The sequence below is a fragment of the Paenibacillus sp. GCM10027626 genome (assembly GCF_042676285.1).
In the GTDB taxonomy this organism is placed as follows: Bacteria; Bacillota; Bacilli; order Paenibacillales; family Paenibacillaceae; genus Paenibacillus_Z.
In genome coordinates, this window is record NZ_JBHTHC010000021.1 from 125,611 (window position 1) to 143,687 (window position 18,077).

At 47.4% G+C, this 18,077-nt stretch carries 15 protein-coding genes; 8 read left to right on the forward strand and 7 right to left on the reverse strand.

The features are described 5' to 3' along the window. Positions 1 to 2: 2 nt before the first annotated feature. The 6 genes from mnmG to rpmH form a co-directional block, all read right to left on the reverse strand. Entirely contained in the window at positions 3 to 1,892 is a 1,890-nt protein-coding gene (gene mnmG / locus ACFQ0N_RS30120) for a tRNA uridine-5-carboxymethylaminomethyl(34) synthesis enzyme MnmG (protein ID WP_379333462.1), read from the reverse strand. A 71-nt stretch (positions 1,893 to 1,963) separates the two neighbouring features. Then, on the reverse strand, positions 1,964 to 3,343 hold the full coding sequence (gene mnmE, locus ACFQ0N_RS30125; protein ID WP_379333493.1) for a tRNA uridine-5-carboxymethylaminomethyl(34) synthesis GTPase MnmE: 1,380 nt from the start codon (positions 3,341 to 3,343) through the stop codon (positions 1,964 to 1,966). Between the two features lie 99 nt (positions 3,344 to 3,442). Continuing rightward, a complete protein-coding gene (gene jag / locus ACFQ0N_RS30130) occupies positions 3,443 to 4,117 on the reverse strand; it encodes an RNA-binding cell elongation regulator Jag/EloR (RefSeq protein WP_379333464.1) in 675 nt (224 codons plus the stop codon). After that, on the reverse strand, positions 4,114 to 4,851 hold the full coding sequence (locus ACFQ0N_RS30135) for a YidC/Oxa1 family membrane protein insertase (protein ID WP_379333495.1): 738 nt from the start codon (positions 4,849 to 4,851) through the stop codon (positions 4,114 to 4,116). The genes jag and ACFQ0N_RS30135 overlap by 4 nt, the downstream gene beginning before the upstream one ends. Before the next feature lie 175 nt (positions 4,852 to 5,026). Continuing rightward, a complete protein-coding gene (rnpA, locus tag ACFQ0N_RS30140) occupies positions 5,027 to 5,374 on the reverse strand; it encodes a ribonuclease P protein component (protein WP_379333467.1) in 348 nt (115 codons plus the stop codon). Positions 5,375 to 5,589: 215 nt separating this feature from the next. Continuing rightward, positions 5,590 to 5,724: a 50S ribosomal protein L34 gene (gene rpmH, locus ACFQ0N_RS30145; RefSeq protein WP_204822364.1), complete on the reverse strand. Its 135-nt coding sequence runs from the start codon at positions 5,722 to 5,724 to the stop codon at positions 5,590 to 5,592. A 604-nt stretch (positions 5,725 to 6,328) separates the two neighbouring features. On the opposite strand from rpmH, the gene dnaA reads away from it, so the two are divergent. From dnaA to gyrB, 6 genes are all read left to right on the forward strand, one after another. Next, positions 6,329 to 7,678 (forward strand): chromosomal replication initiator protein DnaA, encoded by a 1,350-nt coding sequence (dnaA, locus tag ACFQ0N_RS30150; protein WP_379333469.1) that lies wholly within the window; start codon positions 6,329 to 6,331, stop codon positions 7,676 to 7,678. Between the two features lie 243 nt (positions 7,679 to 7,921). Next, positions 7,922 to 9,064 (forward strand): DNA polymerase III subunit beta, encoded by a 1,143-nt coding sequence (gene dnaN / locus ACFQ0N_RS30155; RefSeq protein ID WP_379333472.1) that lies wholly within the window; start codon positions 7,922 to 7,924, stop codon positions 9,062 to 9,064. A 25-nt stretch (positions 9,065 to 9,089) separates the two neighbouring features. Then, positions 9,090 to 9,305: a S4 domain-containing protein YaaA gene (gene yaaA, locus ACFQ0N_RS30160; RefSeq protein WP_379333474.1), complete on the forward strand. Its 216-nt coding sequence runs from the start codon at positions 9,090 to 9,092 to the stop codon at positions 9,303 to 9,305. 36 nt (positions 9,306 to 9,341) lie between these two features. Beyond that, positions 9,342 to 10,451 carry a DNA replication/repair protein RecF gene (recF, locus tag ACFQ0N_RS30165; RefSeq protein WP_379333476.1) on the forward strand — a complete coding sequence of 370 codons (1,110 nt, stop codon included), beginning with the start codon at positions 9,342 to 9,344 and terminating at the stop codon, positions 10,449 to 10,451. A gap of 60 nt (positions 10,452 to 10,511) precedes the next feature. Beyond that, on the forward strand, positions 10,512 to 10,760 hold the full coding sequence (remB, locus tag ACFQ0N_RS30170; protein ID WP_183600795.1) for an extracellular matrix regulator RemB: 249 nt from the start codon (positions 10,512 to 10,514) through the stop codon (positions 10,758 to 10,760). 58 nt (positions 10,761 to 10,818) lie between these two features. After that, a complete protein-coding gene (gyrB, locus tag ACFQ0N_RS30175; protein WP_379333479.1) occupies positions 10,819 to 12,729 on the forward strand; it encodes a DNA topoisomerase (ATP-hydrolyzing) subunit B in 1,911 nt (636 codons plus the stop codon). A gap of 12 nt (positions 12,730 to 12,741) precedes the next feature. On the opposite strand, the gene ACFQ0N_RS30180 is transcribed toward gyrB, so the two are convergent. After that, entirely contained in the window at positions 12,742 to 13,590 is an 849-nt protein-coding gene (locus ACFQ0N_RS30180) for a YheC/YheD family protein (RefSeq protein ID WP_379333481.1), read from the reverse strand. Between the two features lie 568 nt (positions 13,591 to 14,158). On the opposite strand from ACFQ0N_RS30180, the gene gyrA reads away from it, so the two are divergent. Together gyrA and ACFQ0N_RS30190 are read left to right on the forward strand one after the other, a co-directional pair. Then, a complete protein-coding gene (gene gyrA / locus ACFQ0N_RS30185) occupies positions 14,159 to 16,669 on the forward strand; it encodes a DNA gyrase subunit A (protein WP_379333483.1) in 2,511 nt (836 codons plus the stop codon). Between the two features lie 35 nt (positions 16,670 to 16,704). Then, positions 16,705 to 17,790, forward strand: coding sequence for an HD-GYP domain-containing protein (locus tag ACFQ0N_RS30190; protein WP_379333485.1), 1,086 nt, complete (start codon positions 16,705 to 16,707; stop codon positions 17,788 to 17,790). The last annotated feature ends 287 nt before the right edge of the window (positions 17,791 to 18,077 follow it).

Below are 18,077 nucleotides of genomic sequence, written 5' to 3' on the forward strand. Positions count from 1 at the left end.
TTTTACCCCCGTGCAGCGACTACCCTATTATAGTTTTCCAAATAAACAAGCAGAATGGAAATGTCAGCCGGCGTTACGCCGCCAATTCTCGATGCTTGACCGATCGAGATAGGTCTTACTTTCTCCAGCTTTTGCTTGCCTTCTGTAGCCAGACCATGAATGACGGAATAGTCGATATCTTCCGGGATACGCTTTTTCTCCATTTTGGCCAATCTTTCGACCTGCTGCAGTTGTTTGTCAATATATCCCGCATATTTGATTTGGATCTCGACTTGCTCTTTCATTTCATTATTCAGGCCCTCTGCTTGTTCAGTCAGCTGTTCGATGTGAGCATACATAACCTCAGGACGGCGCAGCAAAGAAAATGCGTCCACCGTATTTTGCAACGGCGCTGAGCCCAGTGATGCCAAAAGCTCCTGCACATGCTCTTCAGGACGGATCTTTACTGTTTTCAGCCGAGCGAGCTCTTGCTCGATCATTTCTTTTTTATGCTCAAACTTCTTGTAGCGCTCTTCAGAAATCAGTCCTGCCTCGTAACCGATTGGTGTCAAACGCAAATCGGCATTGTCATGGCGCAGCAACAACCGATATTCTGCACGGGATGTCAGCAATCGATACGGTTCATTTGTGCCTTTCGTTACCAAATCATCAATTAACACGCCGATATAACCTTGGGAACGATCTAACACAACGGGTTCTTTGCCTTGTACTTTGCGTGCAGCGTTAATGCCAGCCATAACCCCTTGTGCAGCCGCTTCCTCATAACCGGAGGTGCCATTGATTTGTCCCGCGGTGAAAAGATTCGGAACAGCTTTTGTTTCGAGTGATGGCCACAATTGTGTTGGAACGATGGCGTCATACTCGATCGCATATCCGCTGCGCATGACTTCTGCATTTTCCAGACCAGGAACTGAGCGTACAATTTTCACTTGTACCTCCTCCGGCATACTTGTCGACAAGCCTTGGACATAGTATTCGGCCGTACTTTTCCCTTCAGGCTCCAAAAAGATCTGATGCGTCGGTTTGTCTGCGAAGCGAACAATTTTATCTTCGATCGACGGACAATAACGTGCCCCTGTCCCTTCAATCGCTCCTGAAAACATTGGCGAACGATGCAAGTTCTCATTAATAATGCGATGCGTTTCTTCCGAAGTGTATGTTAACCAGCATGGCAATTGCTCGTTATTCGAATATTCGGTTTCATAGGAGAAAAACTGCGGGTTCTCATCGCCAGGCTGAATTTCCGTTTTGGAAAAGTCAATCGTATCCTTGTGCACCCGCGGCGGAGTTCCTGTTTTGAAGCGCACAAGCTCCAAACCGAGCGAGCGCAAGCTTTCCGATAGCTTAACCGACGGCTGTTGATTGTTCGGCCCGCTTTCGTACATGAGCTCACCCATAATAATTTTGCCGCGCAAATAAGTCCCTGTCGTCAAAACGACAACTTTCGCACGGTATTCTGCGCCAGTTTTAGTTACAACTCCTACACATCGACCATTTTCTACAAGAATTTCATCCACCATGCCTTGACGCAACGTCAATCGTTCAGCATCCTCGATAGTTTGCTTCATCGAGTTTTGATATTGCACTTTATCAGCTTGAGCGCGCAGCGCATGTACAGCCGGCCCTTTTCCTGTATTGAGCATTCTCATTTGAATAAAGGTTTTATCGATTGTTTTGCCCATTTGGCCGCCAATCGCATCAACTTCGCGTACGACATGTCCCTTGGCCGGACCGCCGATCGAAGGATTGCATGGCATAAAGGCAATCATGTCCAAATTAATGGTAAGCAATAAGGTTTCACAACCCATGCGTGATGTTGCCAGCGCAGCCTCACAGCCTGCATGTCCGGCACCAACCACGATTACATCATATTGTCCTGCTGCAAATCCCATCGTAAACTCCCTCCTTAACCTCTTTTTCTTGAAAGGTTTTCATTAACATTTTTTACAACCGTATTTTATCGTTATTTACCTAAACAAAACTGAGAGAAAATTTGGTCGATGAGTGACTCACCCACCGAATCTCCTATAACTTCGCCAAGTTGCTCCCATGCACTTCTTATATCAATTTGCACAATATCAATCGGAATGCCAAGTTCGGTAGCTTCCATCGCATCCACTAAAGATTGACGTGCTGCACGCAGTAATGAAATATGTCTGACATTACTTACATACGTTAAATCGGCTGACTCTAATTGTCCACCGAAAAATAAATCCATTATCACCTTTTCTAGCCGGTCCAAGCCTTTTTCCTCAAGCACGGACATATCCACAATTAAATCGGCTGAAAAAACACGCTCTACTTCTGCGCGGTCAATTTGAATCGGCAAGTCCGTTTTATTGAAAATAACGACTGCCTGCTTGCCCTTCACCTGCTCCAGCAGCTGCAAATCCTCTGCTTGCAACGGCTCGCTTGCATTAAGAACAAATAAGACTAAATCCGCCTCTTCGATTGCGCTGCGGGACCGTTCAACCCCAATCTGCTCTACGATATCGGCCGTTTCCCGAATGCCGGCAGTATCCAAAAGGCGCAGCGGTATGCCGCCTAATGTGACATACTCCTCGATCACGTCGCGGGTCGTACCGGGTATATCGGTCACGATCGCTTTATTTTCCTGCACAAGCGCATTAAGCAGCGAGGACTTGCCGACATTCGGGCGTCCAACTATTGCCGTAACAATGCCTTCCCGCAGTATTTTACCTTCACTCGCTGTTTTTAACAGCCCGTCAATTTCCGCGCACGCCTGGTTGCAATGATCCCGGATGAAGGCGTTCGTCATTTCCGCTACATCATGCTCCGGATAGTCAATATTCACTTCTATATGAGCCAGCAATTCCACTAAGCGATGGCGCAAATCCTTCACTTTGCGCGACAAAGTCCCTTGAGCTTGCTTCATCGCGATCGAGAAGGCGCGATCCGACTTGGAGCGAATGAGATCGATGACCGCTTCTGCTTGCGTCAGGTCAATCCGTCCATTCAAAAAGGCCCGCTTCGTAAATTCGCCTGGCTCCGCCAGCCGGATCTCCTTTTGCCGAAGCAACAGTTCCAATACCCGTTTAACGGCTACTACACCGCCGTGTGTACTTAATTCAACCACATCTTCTGCTGTAAATGACCGGGGGCCGCGCATTAATGTCAGCAAAATTTCTTCAACAATCTCTCCTGTCTCCGGATCAACAATATGCCCGTAGTGAACGGTATGCGACGGCGCCTCAGCGATATTCGTTTTGGAACGAAATACCCGGGACGCCGCGGTTACGGCATCAGGTCCACTTACCCGAATAACGGCAATGCCGCCCTCTCCGACTGCTGTCGAAATGGCGGCAATGGTGTCATTTATCATCATACGCGGTTACGCTCCCAACGCTTTTACTTTATTTCTCGTATATTTAGAAAATGAAGCAATGACCGTCAAGCGAGCCATTGCTTCATTCTCTTCCTTCTATTGTTTCAAAGCGATGACAATCCGCCGATTTGGCTCTTCGCCTTTACTGAATGTCTTAACTTTTGCATGCACTTGCAAACGAGCGTGGATCACTTTGCGTTCGTGAGCCGACATCGGTTCCAGCACTACTTCTTTCTTTGTGCGGATTACCCGGTTTGCAAGCCGATCAGCCAACTCTTCGAGCGTCTTACGCCTGCGTTCACGAAAATCCTCAGCATCCAGTATGATGCGAAGATGGCTGTCAGAATAACGGTTGGCCACAATATTGACCAAATATTGCAAGGCGTCTAACGTTTGCCCGCGGCGGCCAATCAGCACACCAATATCTCCGCTGCCTGACAAGATAAGCGTCAGTCCTTCGCGGCTTTGCTTGCGGGTGATGTTTAATTCCAGGCCCATTGCGCGGGCAACATCGTTAACAAACTGTTCTACTTCAGCGATCGGATCTTGGCTCGCTTCGAGAGGTGGCTCTTCCGCTTGCGATGCCGGTTCAGGCACTGGGACAAGCTCAAGCTCGACCTTCGCCGCTCTTGTTCCGATCAATCCGAACAAGCCTCTGGATGGCTGTTCAAGCACATGAACAATGACTTGATCCTCAGTCACTTGCAATTCCTTTAATCCGTTACGTACAGCATCTTCTATCGTTTTACCCGATGCTACGATTTTGTTCATTTCGCAGGAGCACTCTCCTTCCCCTTATTTGAGGAACGTACATAAAGGAAATAGTTCTGAATAATGGTGTACACATTACTGAATACCCAATAAAGAGGCAGCGCAGCCGGGAAGTTCAATGCCATTACGAAAATAAGGACAGGGAAGATCAACATAATCCCTTGCATCATCGGCATCGTCTTCTGCTGAGAAGACATCATCTTCGACTGAATAAAGGTTGTCAGTGCCGCCAGTACAGGAAGCAGATAAGCATACCAGGCCTGTTCGTTTACAGGTACCCCCATCTTGATCCCAAGGAACGAGTGATCCCGGATCGCCGGATTCCAATAAATCGAATTATACAAGGCAATGAAAATCGGCATCTGTACAATTAACGGCAGACAGCCCGCAAGCGGATTCACTCGATGCTGCTGGAACAGCTTCATCGTCTCTTCTTGCTGTTTCTGCGGGTTATCCTTATACTTTTCCTTAATTTTCGCCAGCTCCGGTTGCAGAGCCTGCATTGCTTTAGAACTGCGATATTGCTTCAGCGTCAGCGGCAAAATCAATGTTCTGACAATAATCGTCAGCAGCAAAATCGCAAAGCCATATTCACCATTGAACCAGCCAGCAAATGTGTCGAGCATCAGAGCAAACCAATACACGACATTTTTCTCCCAGAAGTTGCCCTGCAGCAAATCTTCTGTCCTTACCGTATGACTCGTCGAAGGTGTGCAGCCTGACAATAAAAGCATGACAACAACGAGCCCCAGCAAGGTGAACCATGTTCGTTTTGAAATCCGGGACAACACGAAAACTCCTCTCTAGAGTACCCTCACAATTCCACTTTCATCCTGTTATCGATTCATCTAAAACTATAACATATTTTAGGTACCAAGGAAACAAGCCTTCCACTTGTGGACAACCGGTTTATTTACTCGCTTTCAACAATCCGGAACGCTTCAAAACATGAAGCATGCTTCGCTCCAGTTCCTTCATTTTCATCCCTACAGCAGCTTTGCGTACTATAATGATAATGTCCAGCTGATCCGTAATCCGGTCAGCCTGATGACGAATAATTTCCTTAACCAGGCGGCGCATCCGGTTGCGAACAACTGCATTGCCAATCTTTTTGCTGGCAGATACACCGAGACGAAACGGCTCCGCTTTCGGCTGCCGCGACCAATAGACGACGAATTGACCATTAGCGAATGACTTCCCGTGGCGATAGATCCGACTGAAGTCTTCACGCTTTCGTAATCGTAATTTTCTTTGCACCTGTATCCCTCACCAAACCCTCACCTATCAATTATTACCCGTTATGCCGCTCTTAAACAGCATGTCCGCACCTGGTCTGTGAAGTGCTGCCCTTGCAGCAAGAGGAAACAGTGGGCGCCTTCCTTGGTTTCCTTTCTAAATAACCCAAGTGTAGAGGGCGAACCTGTACTCTTCATATTGAAATAAAAAAAAGACCACGGCATGTGGTCTTCTGTCTACGCGCTCAGTACTTTTCTGCCCTTTTGGCGGCGGGCGCTCAATACTTTACGGCCATTCTTCGACGCCATCCGTTTACGAAAACCGTGTACTTTTTTGCGCTTGCTTACATTTGGTCTAAATGTAGGTCTCACTCTCTGCACCTCCCGGATCCATATTCCCTCGCCTGGCGAAAACCTATGCATTCGTCGCTCGTACGACGGACCATTTCTCATTATAAAAACGCTATTTTTTATTTAACCACGCCCACAGCATAATGTCAATACAACACGCTTACCGCAAATTCCGGCAAAATAAGCCACCTCTGCACAAGCCGACAGAGCCTGTGGATAAATTACAAAAAGGCGCACTTTTCTTCAAAATTAATAACATGTGGACAGTTTTTTTAGACTTTCCACAGTTTTTGTCGAATCTTAACAGGATATAAACAATATCTAGTGTTGTAGATAACTTTTATGCACAACCTATTGAATTTGTGGATAAAAACGAGCAAATCGTTGAAAAATAGAGCCTATTTTGCTATGATAGATTTGTTTTTGATGTGGATGACTCTAACTTTTCCTCAGAATTATTAACAGCCTGTGGATAACAATGTGAACAACATTCACCCCCTTTTGATAATTTTCTCTCATGCATCCTTAATACTGTGGATGAACATGTCACGATTGCCCGGTAATTCGACACCTGAGGCCTTACTATGCCTATTCCCGGGTGAAATTGATAAGGAGTGACAAGTCTGTGGATAGCCATGCGCACGAAATGTGGCAACAGGTGCTGTCGATTATACAAACCAAGCTAAGCAAGCCCAGCTTTGACACCTGGTTCAAAGCGACCAAAGCTTCCTTCCACGGTGAATCGATGGTCATCATAACCGCTCCAACAGCATTCGCCGTCGAATGGCTGGAGGGCCGGTATACTAAGCTGGTTCGAACAACGCTTCAGGAATATATGGGGCGCCAATTCGATATAAAATTTGTAATTGAAGAGAACAAACCGCCGGAGCCGGCTGTGCAGCCTCCGCCAGCGCCGCAAGTTTACATTCCATCCGAAGATACAGCTCAGTATATGCTGAATCCGAAGTATACATTCGACACATTTGTCATCGGTGCGAATAACCGTTTTGCCCACGCGGCTTCTTTAGCAGTTGCCGAAGCGCCTGCTAAAGCCTATAATCCGCTGTTTCTGTATGGCGGCGTAGGACTTGGCAAAACACATCTCATGCATGCGATCGGTCATTATATTTTGGATCACAATCCAAGCACCCGCGTGCTTTATTTGTCGTCCGAAAAATTCACCAATGAATTCATCAACTCGATACGCGACGACCGCGGCGAGAGCTTCCGCAACAAATATCGCAGCATCGACGTGCTACTAATCGACGATATTCAGTTTTTAGCCGGCAAAGACGGGACGCAAGAGGAGTTTTTCCATACCTTCAATGCGCTGCATGAAGAACGTAAGCAAATCGTCATTTCCAGCGACCGGCCGCCGAAAGAAATTCCAACTTTGGAAGAGCGGCTGCGCTCCCGCTTCGAGTGGGGACTGCAGACGGATATCCAGCCTCCTGATTTGGAGACGCGGATCGCCATTTTGCGCAAAAAAGCAAAAGCAGAAAACCTGGATATTCCGAATGAAGCGATGATCTATATCGCCAACCAAATCGACACGAATATTCGGGAGCTTGAAGGCGCGCTAATACGGGTTGTTGCCTATTCTTCGCTTATTAACGAAGACATCAGCTCGCATCTGGCAGCCGAAGCGCTCAAGGATATCATTCCGTCAAGCCGGCCAAAGATGATCACAATGCAGGATATTCAACAAAAAGTCGGAGAATTTTACGGTTTGCGGCTCGAGGAATTCAAAGCGCGAAAAAGAACGAAGGCCGTCGCCTTTCCGCGGCAGGTCGCCATGTATCTTTCCCGCGAACTGACGGAGTTTTCACTGCCGAAAATTGGCGAAGCCTTTGGCGGACGCGACCATACGACTGTGATCCACGCCCATGAGAAAATATCGCAGCAGCTCAAAAACGATCCGGAATTATACAAAATCGTGCAGACCATTACGGAAAAGGTAAAAAATCATACTTAATTTCTCAATAAAATAAGCGCACAAAGTTATCCACTTGTGCGCACAAAAGAACCAAAAGCCTATGCACAAGATATACACATGTGGATAGGCTTGATTTATCATTGCTTTTCCCGCTTATCCACATATTCACGGCGCCTACTGCTACTACGACTATTTTTTATTAATTCATCATCTATTAAAACGTGCGACATAAGTCCATCAAATTCGACCTGCTGCACAATCAACGATATTAGGAGTGAAATCATGAAATTAACCATTCGCAAAGATGAGCTTAACGATGCCATTCAGCATGTATCCAAAGCGACATCTCCGCGCCCAACCATCCCGATTCTTGGCGGCATTAAATTCGACGCCACTCATCAAGGTGTTACATTAACAGCAAGCGATGCAGATATTTCGATTCAAAGCTTCATTCCTGTCGAAGATGGCGATTTGGTCATTGCAAAAGTCGACAAGCCTGGCAGCGTCGTACTGCCGTCCAAATTTTTTGTCGAAATTGTAAAAAAGCTGCCTTCTGATGAAATCGAAATTGAAGTAAGAGAGCATCATCAAACGATGATTCGCTCAGGCTCAAGCGACATCCAAATGCTCGGCCTCGATCCGGAAGAGTTTCCTGTTCTGCCGACAATTGAAGAAAGCGAAAGCATTACAGTACCGGGCGATCTGCTCAAATCGATGATTCGGCAAACTGTATTTGCCGCCTCCACAAGTGAGCAAACCCCTATTTTGACGGGTGTATTATGGAATTTGCACGAGGGCGAACTGAAGTTCGTGTCGACTGACCGTCACCGCCTGGCCAGCCGGGTCGCGCCGGTCGATTGCGATCCTAGCTACCGTTTTTCCAATATCGTTATTTCCGGTAAAACGCTTGTCGAATTGTCGCGTCTGGTGCCTGACGAAAATTGTAAAGTGGACATTGTCGTAGCCGACAATCAAGTGCTGTTTAAAATGAACCAAGTGCTGTTCTATTCGCGCATACTGGACGGGACATACCCTGATACTTCCAAGATTATTCCGAAAGAGTTCCAAACAGAACTTGTTTTGCATACAAAAAAATTGATGGATGCCATCGATCGGGCATATTTGATGTCAAGAGAGGAAAAAACAAATATTGTCCGCTTGGCGACGCAAGATGACGGACTTATTGAAATTTCTTCCAGTTCCACAGAGTTGGGCAGAGTGACCGAGCATCTTGAAGTAAAGCAATTGACGGGCGAGCCGCTCCGTATTGCGTTTAACTCCAAATATATGCTCGACGCCCTGAAAGTTATTGACAGTGAATATTTATTCATTGGCTTTAGAGGCGCTATGAGTCCGATCATCATTAAACCGACAGATCACGACAATAGCTTGCATCTAATATTGCCGTACCGGACGACCGGTTAAACGACCATTGCGGGGAGCTGGCACAATGAAAGACATTTCCATTTCGACAGAATATATCGCGCTCGGTCAATTTTTGAAATTGGCCGACTGCATCGATACAGGCGGAGCTGCGAAGTTTTTTTTGCAGGAGCATGAAATTTTGATCAACGGTGAGCCGGACAATCGCCGTGGACGCAAATTGTATGCTGGGGATCTGGTTGAAATTAACGGCTATGGCAGCTTTAAAGTTGTCAGCCGTTAATGCAACTTTCAGGAGGCATTACCGGGAGGCGGCAATGTGTATTTAAAATCGGTTCAGCTGCAGCAATATCGCAATTATGAGCAATTGGAGCTGCAAACGGATAGTCAGGTTAACTTATTTGTCGGCCCCAATGCACAAGGAAAAACAAATTTGCTTGAGGCCATATTTGTCTTGGCCTTGACCAAGTCTCATCGTACAAGCAAGGATAAAGAATTGATCGGATGGCAAGCGGCAAATGCCCGCATCCGGGGAGAAGTCGACAAAAAGTACGGGGCGCTGACGCTTGATCTCATCCTGTCGACGCAAGGCAAAAAAGCGAAAATTAACGGGTTGGAGCAGCGTAAGTTGAGTGATTTTGTCGGAGCATTGAATGTTGTGATGTTTGCGCCGGAAGATTTGGAAATTGTAAAAGGCACGCCGGGCATACGAAGACGGTTTCTGGACATGGAAATCGGCCAAGTACAGCCCGGCTATTTGCATACTTTAGGCCAATACGCTAAAGTACTTGTTCAGCGCAACAATTATTTGAAAACTTCACATTCTGGCGGCTCGCAGCAAGCGATGCTTGATATCTGGAACATGCAATTAGCAGAATATGGTGTTAAAATTATGAAAAAAAGGCAAAGCTTTATTCATAAACTGCAAACCTGGGCTGAGCAGATTCATTCCGGCATAACCGGCGGTGCAGAAGCGCTTACTATCGTGTACCGCCCCTCCTTTGATGCCGAGCTGGAAGAAGAAGAATCTGTTTTATTTGAGCAATTTATGATAAAGTTATCACAGGTGAAAGATCAGGAACTGCGTCGGGGCATGACAATGGTTGGCCCGCATCGCGATGATCTAGCCTTTTTCATTAACGGCAAGGAAGCCCAGATCTACGGCTCGCAAGGCCAGCAGCGCACAACTGCGCTATCGCTCAAGCTGGCTGAGATTGAGCTTATTCACGAGGAAATCGGGGAATATCCCTTATTGCTTTTGGACGATGTCCTGTCTGAACTGGATCAGAGGCGTCAGACGCAGCTAATAGAGACATTCCAAAACAAAGTGCAAACGTTTATTACGACGACCGGGCTTGAAAGCGTCGATATCAGCAAGCTTACGGACTCCCGTATTTATCATGTGCGGGACGGCCAGGTTGCGCATTGAAGGTACGGGCCTGCGGGTAAGCTCATGCCTTTCGAAATCGAAACAGCAAGGAGAGTTGCTATGTATATTCATTTAGGTGGAGAGAAAATTATTCGCGCCGCGGAACTCGTGGCTATTTTTGATATATCCATCGAGCAGTCTTCCAAGCTGTCCAAGCAATTTGTCGCCCAGGCCCGGAAGCGAAAAGACGTTGAAGTAATAGGAGAAGAGGAAGCGAAATCGATTGTTGTGACGGAACACAAAATCTACTATTCGCCGATATCATCCTCCACGCTGAAGAAGCGATCGCATCATTTTGCGACAACGTAGACGAGCACAAGTGAGGCGTTTGTAGCATAGCAGTCGAGAGGAGCAGTGAAATCGAGCCATGTCGTTGAATCAAAACACGTACGACGAAAATCAGATACAGGTTTTAGAAGGGTTGGAGGCTGTTCGTAAACGTCCCGGGATGTATATTGGTTCAACCAGCAGTAAAGGGCTGCATCATCTCGTATGGGAAGTTGTCGACAACAGTATCGACGAAGCGCTTGCAGGGTATTGCGACCGCATTGAAGTACGCATCCATGAAGATAACAGCATTACCGTTATCGACAATGGACGGGGCATACCGGTGGGCGAAAATGCAAAGCTGAAGAAATCTACGCTGGAAGTAGTTATGACCGTTCTTCATGCCGGCGGGAAATTTGGCGGCGAAGGCTATAAAGTTTCAGGCGGATTGCACGGTGTTGGTGTATCCGTAGTTAATGCGTTGTCTGAGCATGTGACGGCAACGGTCAAACTTCACGGCAAGATTTACCAGATGGAATTCCGCCGCGGCGTTCCGCAAGGCGAACTGCAAATTATCGGCGAGTCCGATGAAACGGGAACGACGATTCGCTTTAAGCCGGATCCGGAAGTGTTCACAGAGACGACTGTATACGAGTATGAAACATTGCAGTCGCGCATCCGCGAGCTGGCCTTCCTGAACAAAGGAATCGAGATCATTCTCGTTGATGAGCGGACGGAAACCTCAGAGAAATACAAATATGACGGCGGGATTATTGAGTTTGTTCAATTTTTGAACCGCAAGCGGGTTGCGCTGCACGAAACGCCGATCTATGTCGAAGGCGAAAAGGATCAAATCCAGGTAGAGGTCGCATTGCAATACAATGACAGCTACAGCGAGAACATTTATTCTTTCGCCAACAACATCAACACGCATGAGGGCGGAACGCATGAATCCGGCTTTAAGAGTGCGTTGACGCGGATCATTAACGATTATGCTCGCAAATCGAACATGATTAAGGATAATGATTCCAACTTGTCCGGTGATGACGTCCGGGAAGGATTGACTGCGATTATTTCGGTCAAAATTCCGGAGCCGCAATTTGAGGGGCAGACAAAGACTAAGCTGGGGAACAGTGAAGTTCGAGGGATTGTGGAATCGTTTTTCGCTGAAAAATTCCAGGAGTTTCTGGATGAGAATCCGGCAGTATCCCGTAAAATCGTCGAAAAAGGGCTGCAAGCCTCCCGAGCACGCGAGGCTGCCCGCAAAGCCCGGGAGTTGACGCGGCGCAAAAGCGCGCTCGAGGTTAGCTCACTTCCTGGTAAATTAGCGGATTGTTCGTCTAAGGACGCTTCAATTAGCGAACTTTACATCGTCGAAGGTGATTCCGCAGGAGGATCGGCCAAGCAAGGGCGGGACCGTCATTTCCAGGCGATCTTGCCGCTGCGCGGTAAAATTTTGAATGTGGAAAAAGCCCGGCTTGACCGCATTCTCGGCAATGCGGAAATTAGAGCCATTATTACAGCGCTAGGAACCGGCATTAGTGATGATTTTGACATTTCGAAGGCACGCTACCACAAAGTCATTATTATGACGGATGCCGATGTCGACGGCGCTCATATCCGCACCTTGCTGCTGACGTTCTTTTTCCGCTACATGCGCAAAATTATCGAGGCCGGTTATATTTATATAGCCCAGCCGCCACTGTTTAAAATCGAGCGCAACAAAGTTGTGCGTTATGCGCAAAGTGAAAAAGAACGCGATGCAATTATTGCAGAATTTGGCGAAGGCGTTAAAGTAAACGTTCAGCGCTATAAAGGCTTGGGCGAGATGAATGCCGGCCAGCTATGGGAGACGACAATGGATCCTGAGAGCCGTACGATGCTGCAAGTAACGATTGAAGATGCGATTGAAGCGGATGACATCTTCGAGACGCTTATGGGCGATAATGTTGAGCCGCGGCGTGATTTTATACAGCAATTTGCCAAGTTTGTAACGAACTTAGACATATAGTTTTGAGCGATTTCAGCCGTTCGGTTTACCGGACGGCTGCTTTTTAAACCTTTGGCCGCGGTTTTTTCTTATTTTTCCCGCGCGGCGCAGCTTCATGCGCCGTTTTCGTTTTTTCTTGATCCGCCCGTAGCCGACACAATAGCAATAAATTTTACGAAACACGGCTTTATCGTTAAGCTTGCGAAAAATATAAGGATCCGGACGTGTATTTACTTCCAAAATCCATGGCTGCAGCGAAAGATCGATCGCTACATCGACGCCGATTTCTTTTAAACTCGGAAGTTGCTGCTCCAATTGGCGGGCGACCTCGATGCCAAGCTGGTTTAAGGATGCTTGATATTGCGGCATCTCATCCAAGCTGAGATAAGACTGCATAAGCAGCTCAAAAGGCAGCGGCGTTCCTCCGCTATGATAGTTGGTGACGATTTTGCGCGGATTGCCAAGGCGTCCGATAATGCCGGTAGCCTCCCACTCATTTGCCGGATTTTTTTGAATCATGACTCGAATATCGAAACGGCGCTGCATATGACTCAGCAGGTGGATACCTTGCTGTACGATATAGCGGCGGGTGCCTATAATGCGCTGCAGCCGGTCAATCATTTGCTCCAATGAGGAAAACGTGTAAAGTCGGGTACCAAGTTGAAAGGTGTACACGCCATGCGGCTTCTTCTCAGCTCGAATTACCCCTTTACCGAAAGTTCCAATATCCGGTTTGAGATAAATCATTGCATATTGATCCAGCATCATTTGGAAGCAGGAGGGGCTCCATGGCTTTGTTGCAGGAATGAATTGTTGAAGCTCATGCGACTGCAGCAGGACATTTGTTTTCAACCATTTGCTTTTCATACGTAGTCCAGTCATTGCTGACCCGCCTTTCTTGTGAATGTTAAGGTTTTGACGGCAAGCAAGACAGAGGTTCAAATCAATGGTATAATGTTGGGTAGTCTATTGTCACAAGCTAGGTCCCTCTTATGCTATTGTATGGCGGTATGTTTCATAGTGAGAGGGTTCGTGTCCTGCAAGGGCGTGGAATTACTGGCCTATTCGCGCAGAAGAGGACGGCAGCTTTGCCACATGCAGCGACCAAGGACGGCATCAGCCGTTTCTTCTCAAAATATAAGAAAGTATAAGTTTCACCTTATACACAGCTTATATTTCTGAGGGAAGAAACTTGCCTCGCGCAAAGGACGGCGTCAGCCGTTTCTTCTTGCAGCGAGGTTTAAGCCAGGATCGTTTATGAACATACTTTAGATATATAAGTTTATAAGAATGAGTCATTTTCATAAGCTGAAAGACTAGCCAGAAGCTGCTTCTTTGACAGCAGCTTGCGGTGAGATGAAACTGGCTCATTATCAAAAGTGATAGTTCGCTTGCCCGATTTGAAGCTTTTAAAAGGTTCAGTAGGGCATTCATTTATAGGAGGTTGACCATGGCGGAAGAACAACGTTCGCAAATACAGGATCGTGATATCGGTGCCGAGATGCGCGAGTCCTTTATGGACTATGCGATGAGCATCATCGTCAGCCGTGCGCTTCCTGATGTCAGGGATGGGCTTAAGCCGGTGCATCGCCGTATTTTGTATGCGATGTCCGAGTTGGGGATGTCCCCGGATAAGCCGTATAAGAAATCCGCCAGAATCGTAGGTGAAGTAATCGGCAAGTATCACCCTCACGGTGATTCTGCTGTGTACGAGACGATGGTGCGGATGGCACAGGATTTCTCACTGCGGTACATGCTGGTTGACGGACACGGCAACTTCGGCTCCATCGATGGAGATGCGGCGGCCGCAATGCGGTATACAGAAGCGCGCCTCTCCAAGATTGCTATGGAGATGCTGCGGGACATTAACAAGGATACGGTCGATTTCATACCCAACTATGATGGCGAGGAGCAGGAACCGACTGTATTGCCAGCGCGATTCCCTTACTTGCTGGTCAATGGCTTGACAGGGATCGCTGTCGGCATGGCCACGAATATACCTCCGCACAATTTGGGAGAAGTAATTGACGGTTTGCAGGCGATGATTCGCAACCCGGAAATTACGATTCCTGAATTGATGGAGTTTATTAAAGGCCCTGACTTCCCGACTGCCGGCTTTGTAATGGGGCGGGAAGGCATTCGCCAAGCGTATACGACCGGCCGCGGATCCGTTACGATGCGGGCCAGAGCGACAATTGAGGATAATGGCGGCAAGGCGCGGATCATCGTGCATGAGCTGCCTTACCAGGTTATAAAAGCGCGGCTTGTCGAAAAGATTGCCGAGCTCGTTCGCGAGAAAAAAATCGACGGCATTACCGATCTGCGCGATGAATCGGACCGCAACGGCATGCGAGTCGTCATTGAGCTGCGGCGCGATGTAAACCCGAGCGTCGTCTTGAACAATTTGTACAAGCATACTCAGATGCAGATGAACTTTGGCATCAATATGCTGGCGATTGTAAACCGCGAGCCGCGCACATTGAATGTGAAAGAGATTCTATATTACTACCTGCAGCATCAGATCGAGGTTATCCGCCGTCGTACGGAATTTGATCTGAAAAAGGCTGAAGCACGCGCCCATATTTTGGAGGGCTTGCGCATTGCGCTTGATCATTTGGATGAGGTAATCGCGCTCATTCGCTCTTCGCAGACAGCCGACCAAGCAAGGGAAGGATTAATTTCCCGTTTCGCGCTTTCCTATGATCAGGCTCAGGCGATTCTTGATATGCGCCTGCAGCGTCTGACAGGTCTGGAACGCGACAAGATTGAAGCCGAGTATGCAGAGCTTCTGAACAAAATTGCTGAATATAAGGCGATTTTGGCGGACGAGCAGCTTGTGCTGGAGATCATTAGCGAGGAGCTGGAGGATGTCAAGGAGCGCTTCGGAGACGAGCGGCGTACAGAGCTGATGATGAGCGACGAGGAGATCATGGATGAAGACCTGATTCCTCGCGAGGACGTCATCATTACGATTACGCACTCCGGCTATGTCAAACGTTTGCCGGTTAGCACATACCGCAGCCAGAAGCGGGGAGGCAAAGGCGTAATGGGGATGGATACGAAGGATAATGACTTTGTTGAGCATCTCTTTGTGTCCAACACCCACCACTACTTGTTGTTCTTTACGGACAAGGGGAAGGTGTACCGCCTAAAAGCCTATGAAATTCCGGATTTGAGCCGGACTGCCCGCGGAACGCCGATCATCAATTTGATTCAGATCGAGCAAGGCGAGACGGTTAATGCGGTTATTCCGGTCGAATCCTTTGATCCGGACCGTTATTTATTCTTCGCTACCCGTCAAGGCATCGTTAAGAAAACGCCGCTTGACGATTACAACAATATTCGCAAGATCGGTTTGATTGCGATTAATTTGCGCGAAGATGACATGCTGATCGGCGTGAAGCTGACGGACGGCAATCAAGAAATTATTATGGGGACAAGTCAAGGGATGTCCATTCGCTTCCCTGAGCAGGATGTTCGCCCAATGGGGCGCGCAGCTACCGGCGTAAAGGGAATCCATACCGACGAAAACGACTATGTTATCGATATGGATGTTATCGTACCGGAAAATGACGTCCTCATCGTTACGTCCAAAGGTTACGGCAAACGTACTCCGATTGGGGAGTATCGAATCCAGTCACGCGGCGGCAAAGGGATTAAAACACTCAATGTTACTGACAAGAATGGACCGATTGTTGGTCTGAAAGTCGTTCAAAATGACGAAGATCTCATGATCATGACATCGTCGGGAACGATGATCCGTACAAGTATGGAGGGCATCTCGACAATGGGCCGCAACACGCAAGGCGTTAAGCTGATTCATATCCGCGATGAGGATTCGGTAGCGACGGTAACGCGCGTAGCCCGCAGCGAAGAAACGGCAGAAGAGCAAGCAGATGGCGAGGTTGCAGGCGAGGGGGCGGATTCATCCGCTGCCGGAGATGCTTCAACTGAGCAATAATTTAGAGTAAGCTTCGTTCAGGTGGAGGGAATTCAATGACAATGGTAGCCGTATCGCAAGTAAAGTTAGGAGATAAACTGCTTCAAGATGTATCGACCCCGCTAGGGAGCATCCTTTTCTACAAAGGCAGGGTCATTACACCGAGAGAGCTGGAAATTCTTCGTGCTTTTCTGGTACCTACCGTTGTTATTGACTCCGGCGATTCGGCTGACCACGGTGCAGAGCAGGTGAAAGCGGAAATTGCGAAAAAGGGCGCAAAAGCAAATTTGCTCACTCAATACACGCAAATGGTGCAATTGCTAAAAAGCGTATTCAGCCAATCAATAATCGGGATGAATGTCCCCATTGTTGAGATCCGGGCGCAGCTGGAAGCAATGCTCCAGCATATTGAGGAGTATAATTTGCTCTCTTTTTCACCTATGCTGCAAGAAAATGAGCAGGAAGACTATTTGTATCATAAAAGTGTAATGACTTCGATGAGCTGCTACATGCTTGCACAATGGGTTGGACTGTCTAAAAAGGACTGGATTCCGGCAGCGCTTGCCGGCTTGCTGCACGATATCGGCAATACGAAGGTCGATCAGTCTATTTTGAACAAGCCTGCATCTTTAACACAATCGGAAATTGATGAAATGAAGCGTCATCCGCTGACAGGCTACCAGCTGCTCAAAAATGTAGCTGCCATCAACGATGGAGTGAAGCTGGCCGCCCTACAACATCATGAACGTATTGATGGAAGCGGGTATCCGCTTGGGGTTACGATGGACAAAATACATCCGTACGCCAAGCTGGTCGCGATTGCAGACATATACAATGCGATGACGATGAAAAGAGCATATCGCCAAGCAGCATCTCCTTATTTGGTGCTGGAACAGCTTCAGCAGGATGCCTTCGGCAAACTGGATCCTTCATATGTAACAGCCTTTGTCGAAAAGGCGACGCAATTCCATAACGGTACTCTAGTTCGCCTTAATGATGACAGAGTAGGGGAAATTATATTTACAGATCCTGCCCACCCTACAAGGCCGTGGGTATCAATAGGCGGGGACATTATCAATTTAACGACCGAAAGACAAGTTTATATTGCAGAAATATTGACAAACAATACCACAACAAAATAAGTTGACGAGCTATTAAGATCTGTGCTATATTGTTCATTGTCGCTTTTGTCGATGGAATGCAAGCACAGATTTTACTTTTAAAAAAAATAAAAAAAATGCTTGCAATCAACTAGACAGATGTGATATATTATAAAAGTCGCCGCTGAGAACAACGGCAACAAAGAAAAGAAGATTTGTTCCTTGAAAACTGAACAATGAGCGAAACTGTCAATTCGCAAGAAAACAAGTAATGAGCTAACAAGCTTATTCATGAATAGAAGTTTTCGGACTTCAACTTTTATGGAGAG

Coding starts and splice junctions, on each gene's coding strand:
- ACFQ0N_RS30190 (WP_379333485.1), top strand. CDS start 16,705: ATGACAATGGTAGCCGTATCGCAAGTAAAGTTAGGAGATAAACTGCTT.
- ACFQ0N_RS30135 (WP_379333495.1), bottom strand. CDS start 4,851: ATGCTTTTATTGTCAGGCTGCACACCTTCGACGAGTCATACGGTAAGG.
- jag (WP_379333464.1), bottom strand. CDS start 4,117: ATGAACAAAATCGTAGCATCGGGTAAAACGATAGAAGATGCTGTACGT.
- mnmG (WP_379333462.1), bottom strand. CDS start 1,892: ATGGGATTTGCAGCAGGACAATATGATGTAATCGTGGTTGGTGCCGGA.
- remB (WP_183600795.1), top strand. CDS start 10,512: ATGTATATTCATTTAGGTGGAGAGAAAATTATTCGCGCCGCGGAACTC.
- gyrA (WP_379333483.1), top strand. CDS start 14,159: ATGGCGGAAGAACAACGTTCGCAAATACAGGATCGTGATATCGGTGCC.
- ACFQ0N_RS30180 (WP_379333481.1), bottom strand. CDS start 13,590: ATGACTGGACTACGTATGAAAAGCAAATGGTTGAAAACAAATGTCCTG.
- dnaN (WP_379333472.1), top strand. CDS start 7,922: ATGAAATTAACCATTCGCAAAGATGAGCTTAACGATGCCATTCAGCAT.
- mnmE (WP_379333493.1), bottom strand. CDS start 3,343: ATGATAAATGACACCATTGCCGCCATTTCGACAGCAGTCGGAGAGGGC.
- yaaA (WP_379333474.1), top strand. CDS start 9,090: ATGAAAGACATTTCCATTTCGACAGAATATATCGCGCTCGGTCAATTT.
- gyrB (WP_379333479.1), top strand. CDS start 10,819: ATGTCGTTGAATCAAAACACGTACGACGAAAATCAGATACAGGTTTTA.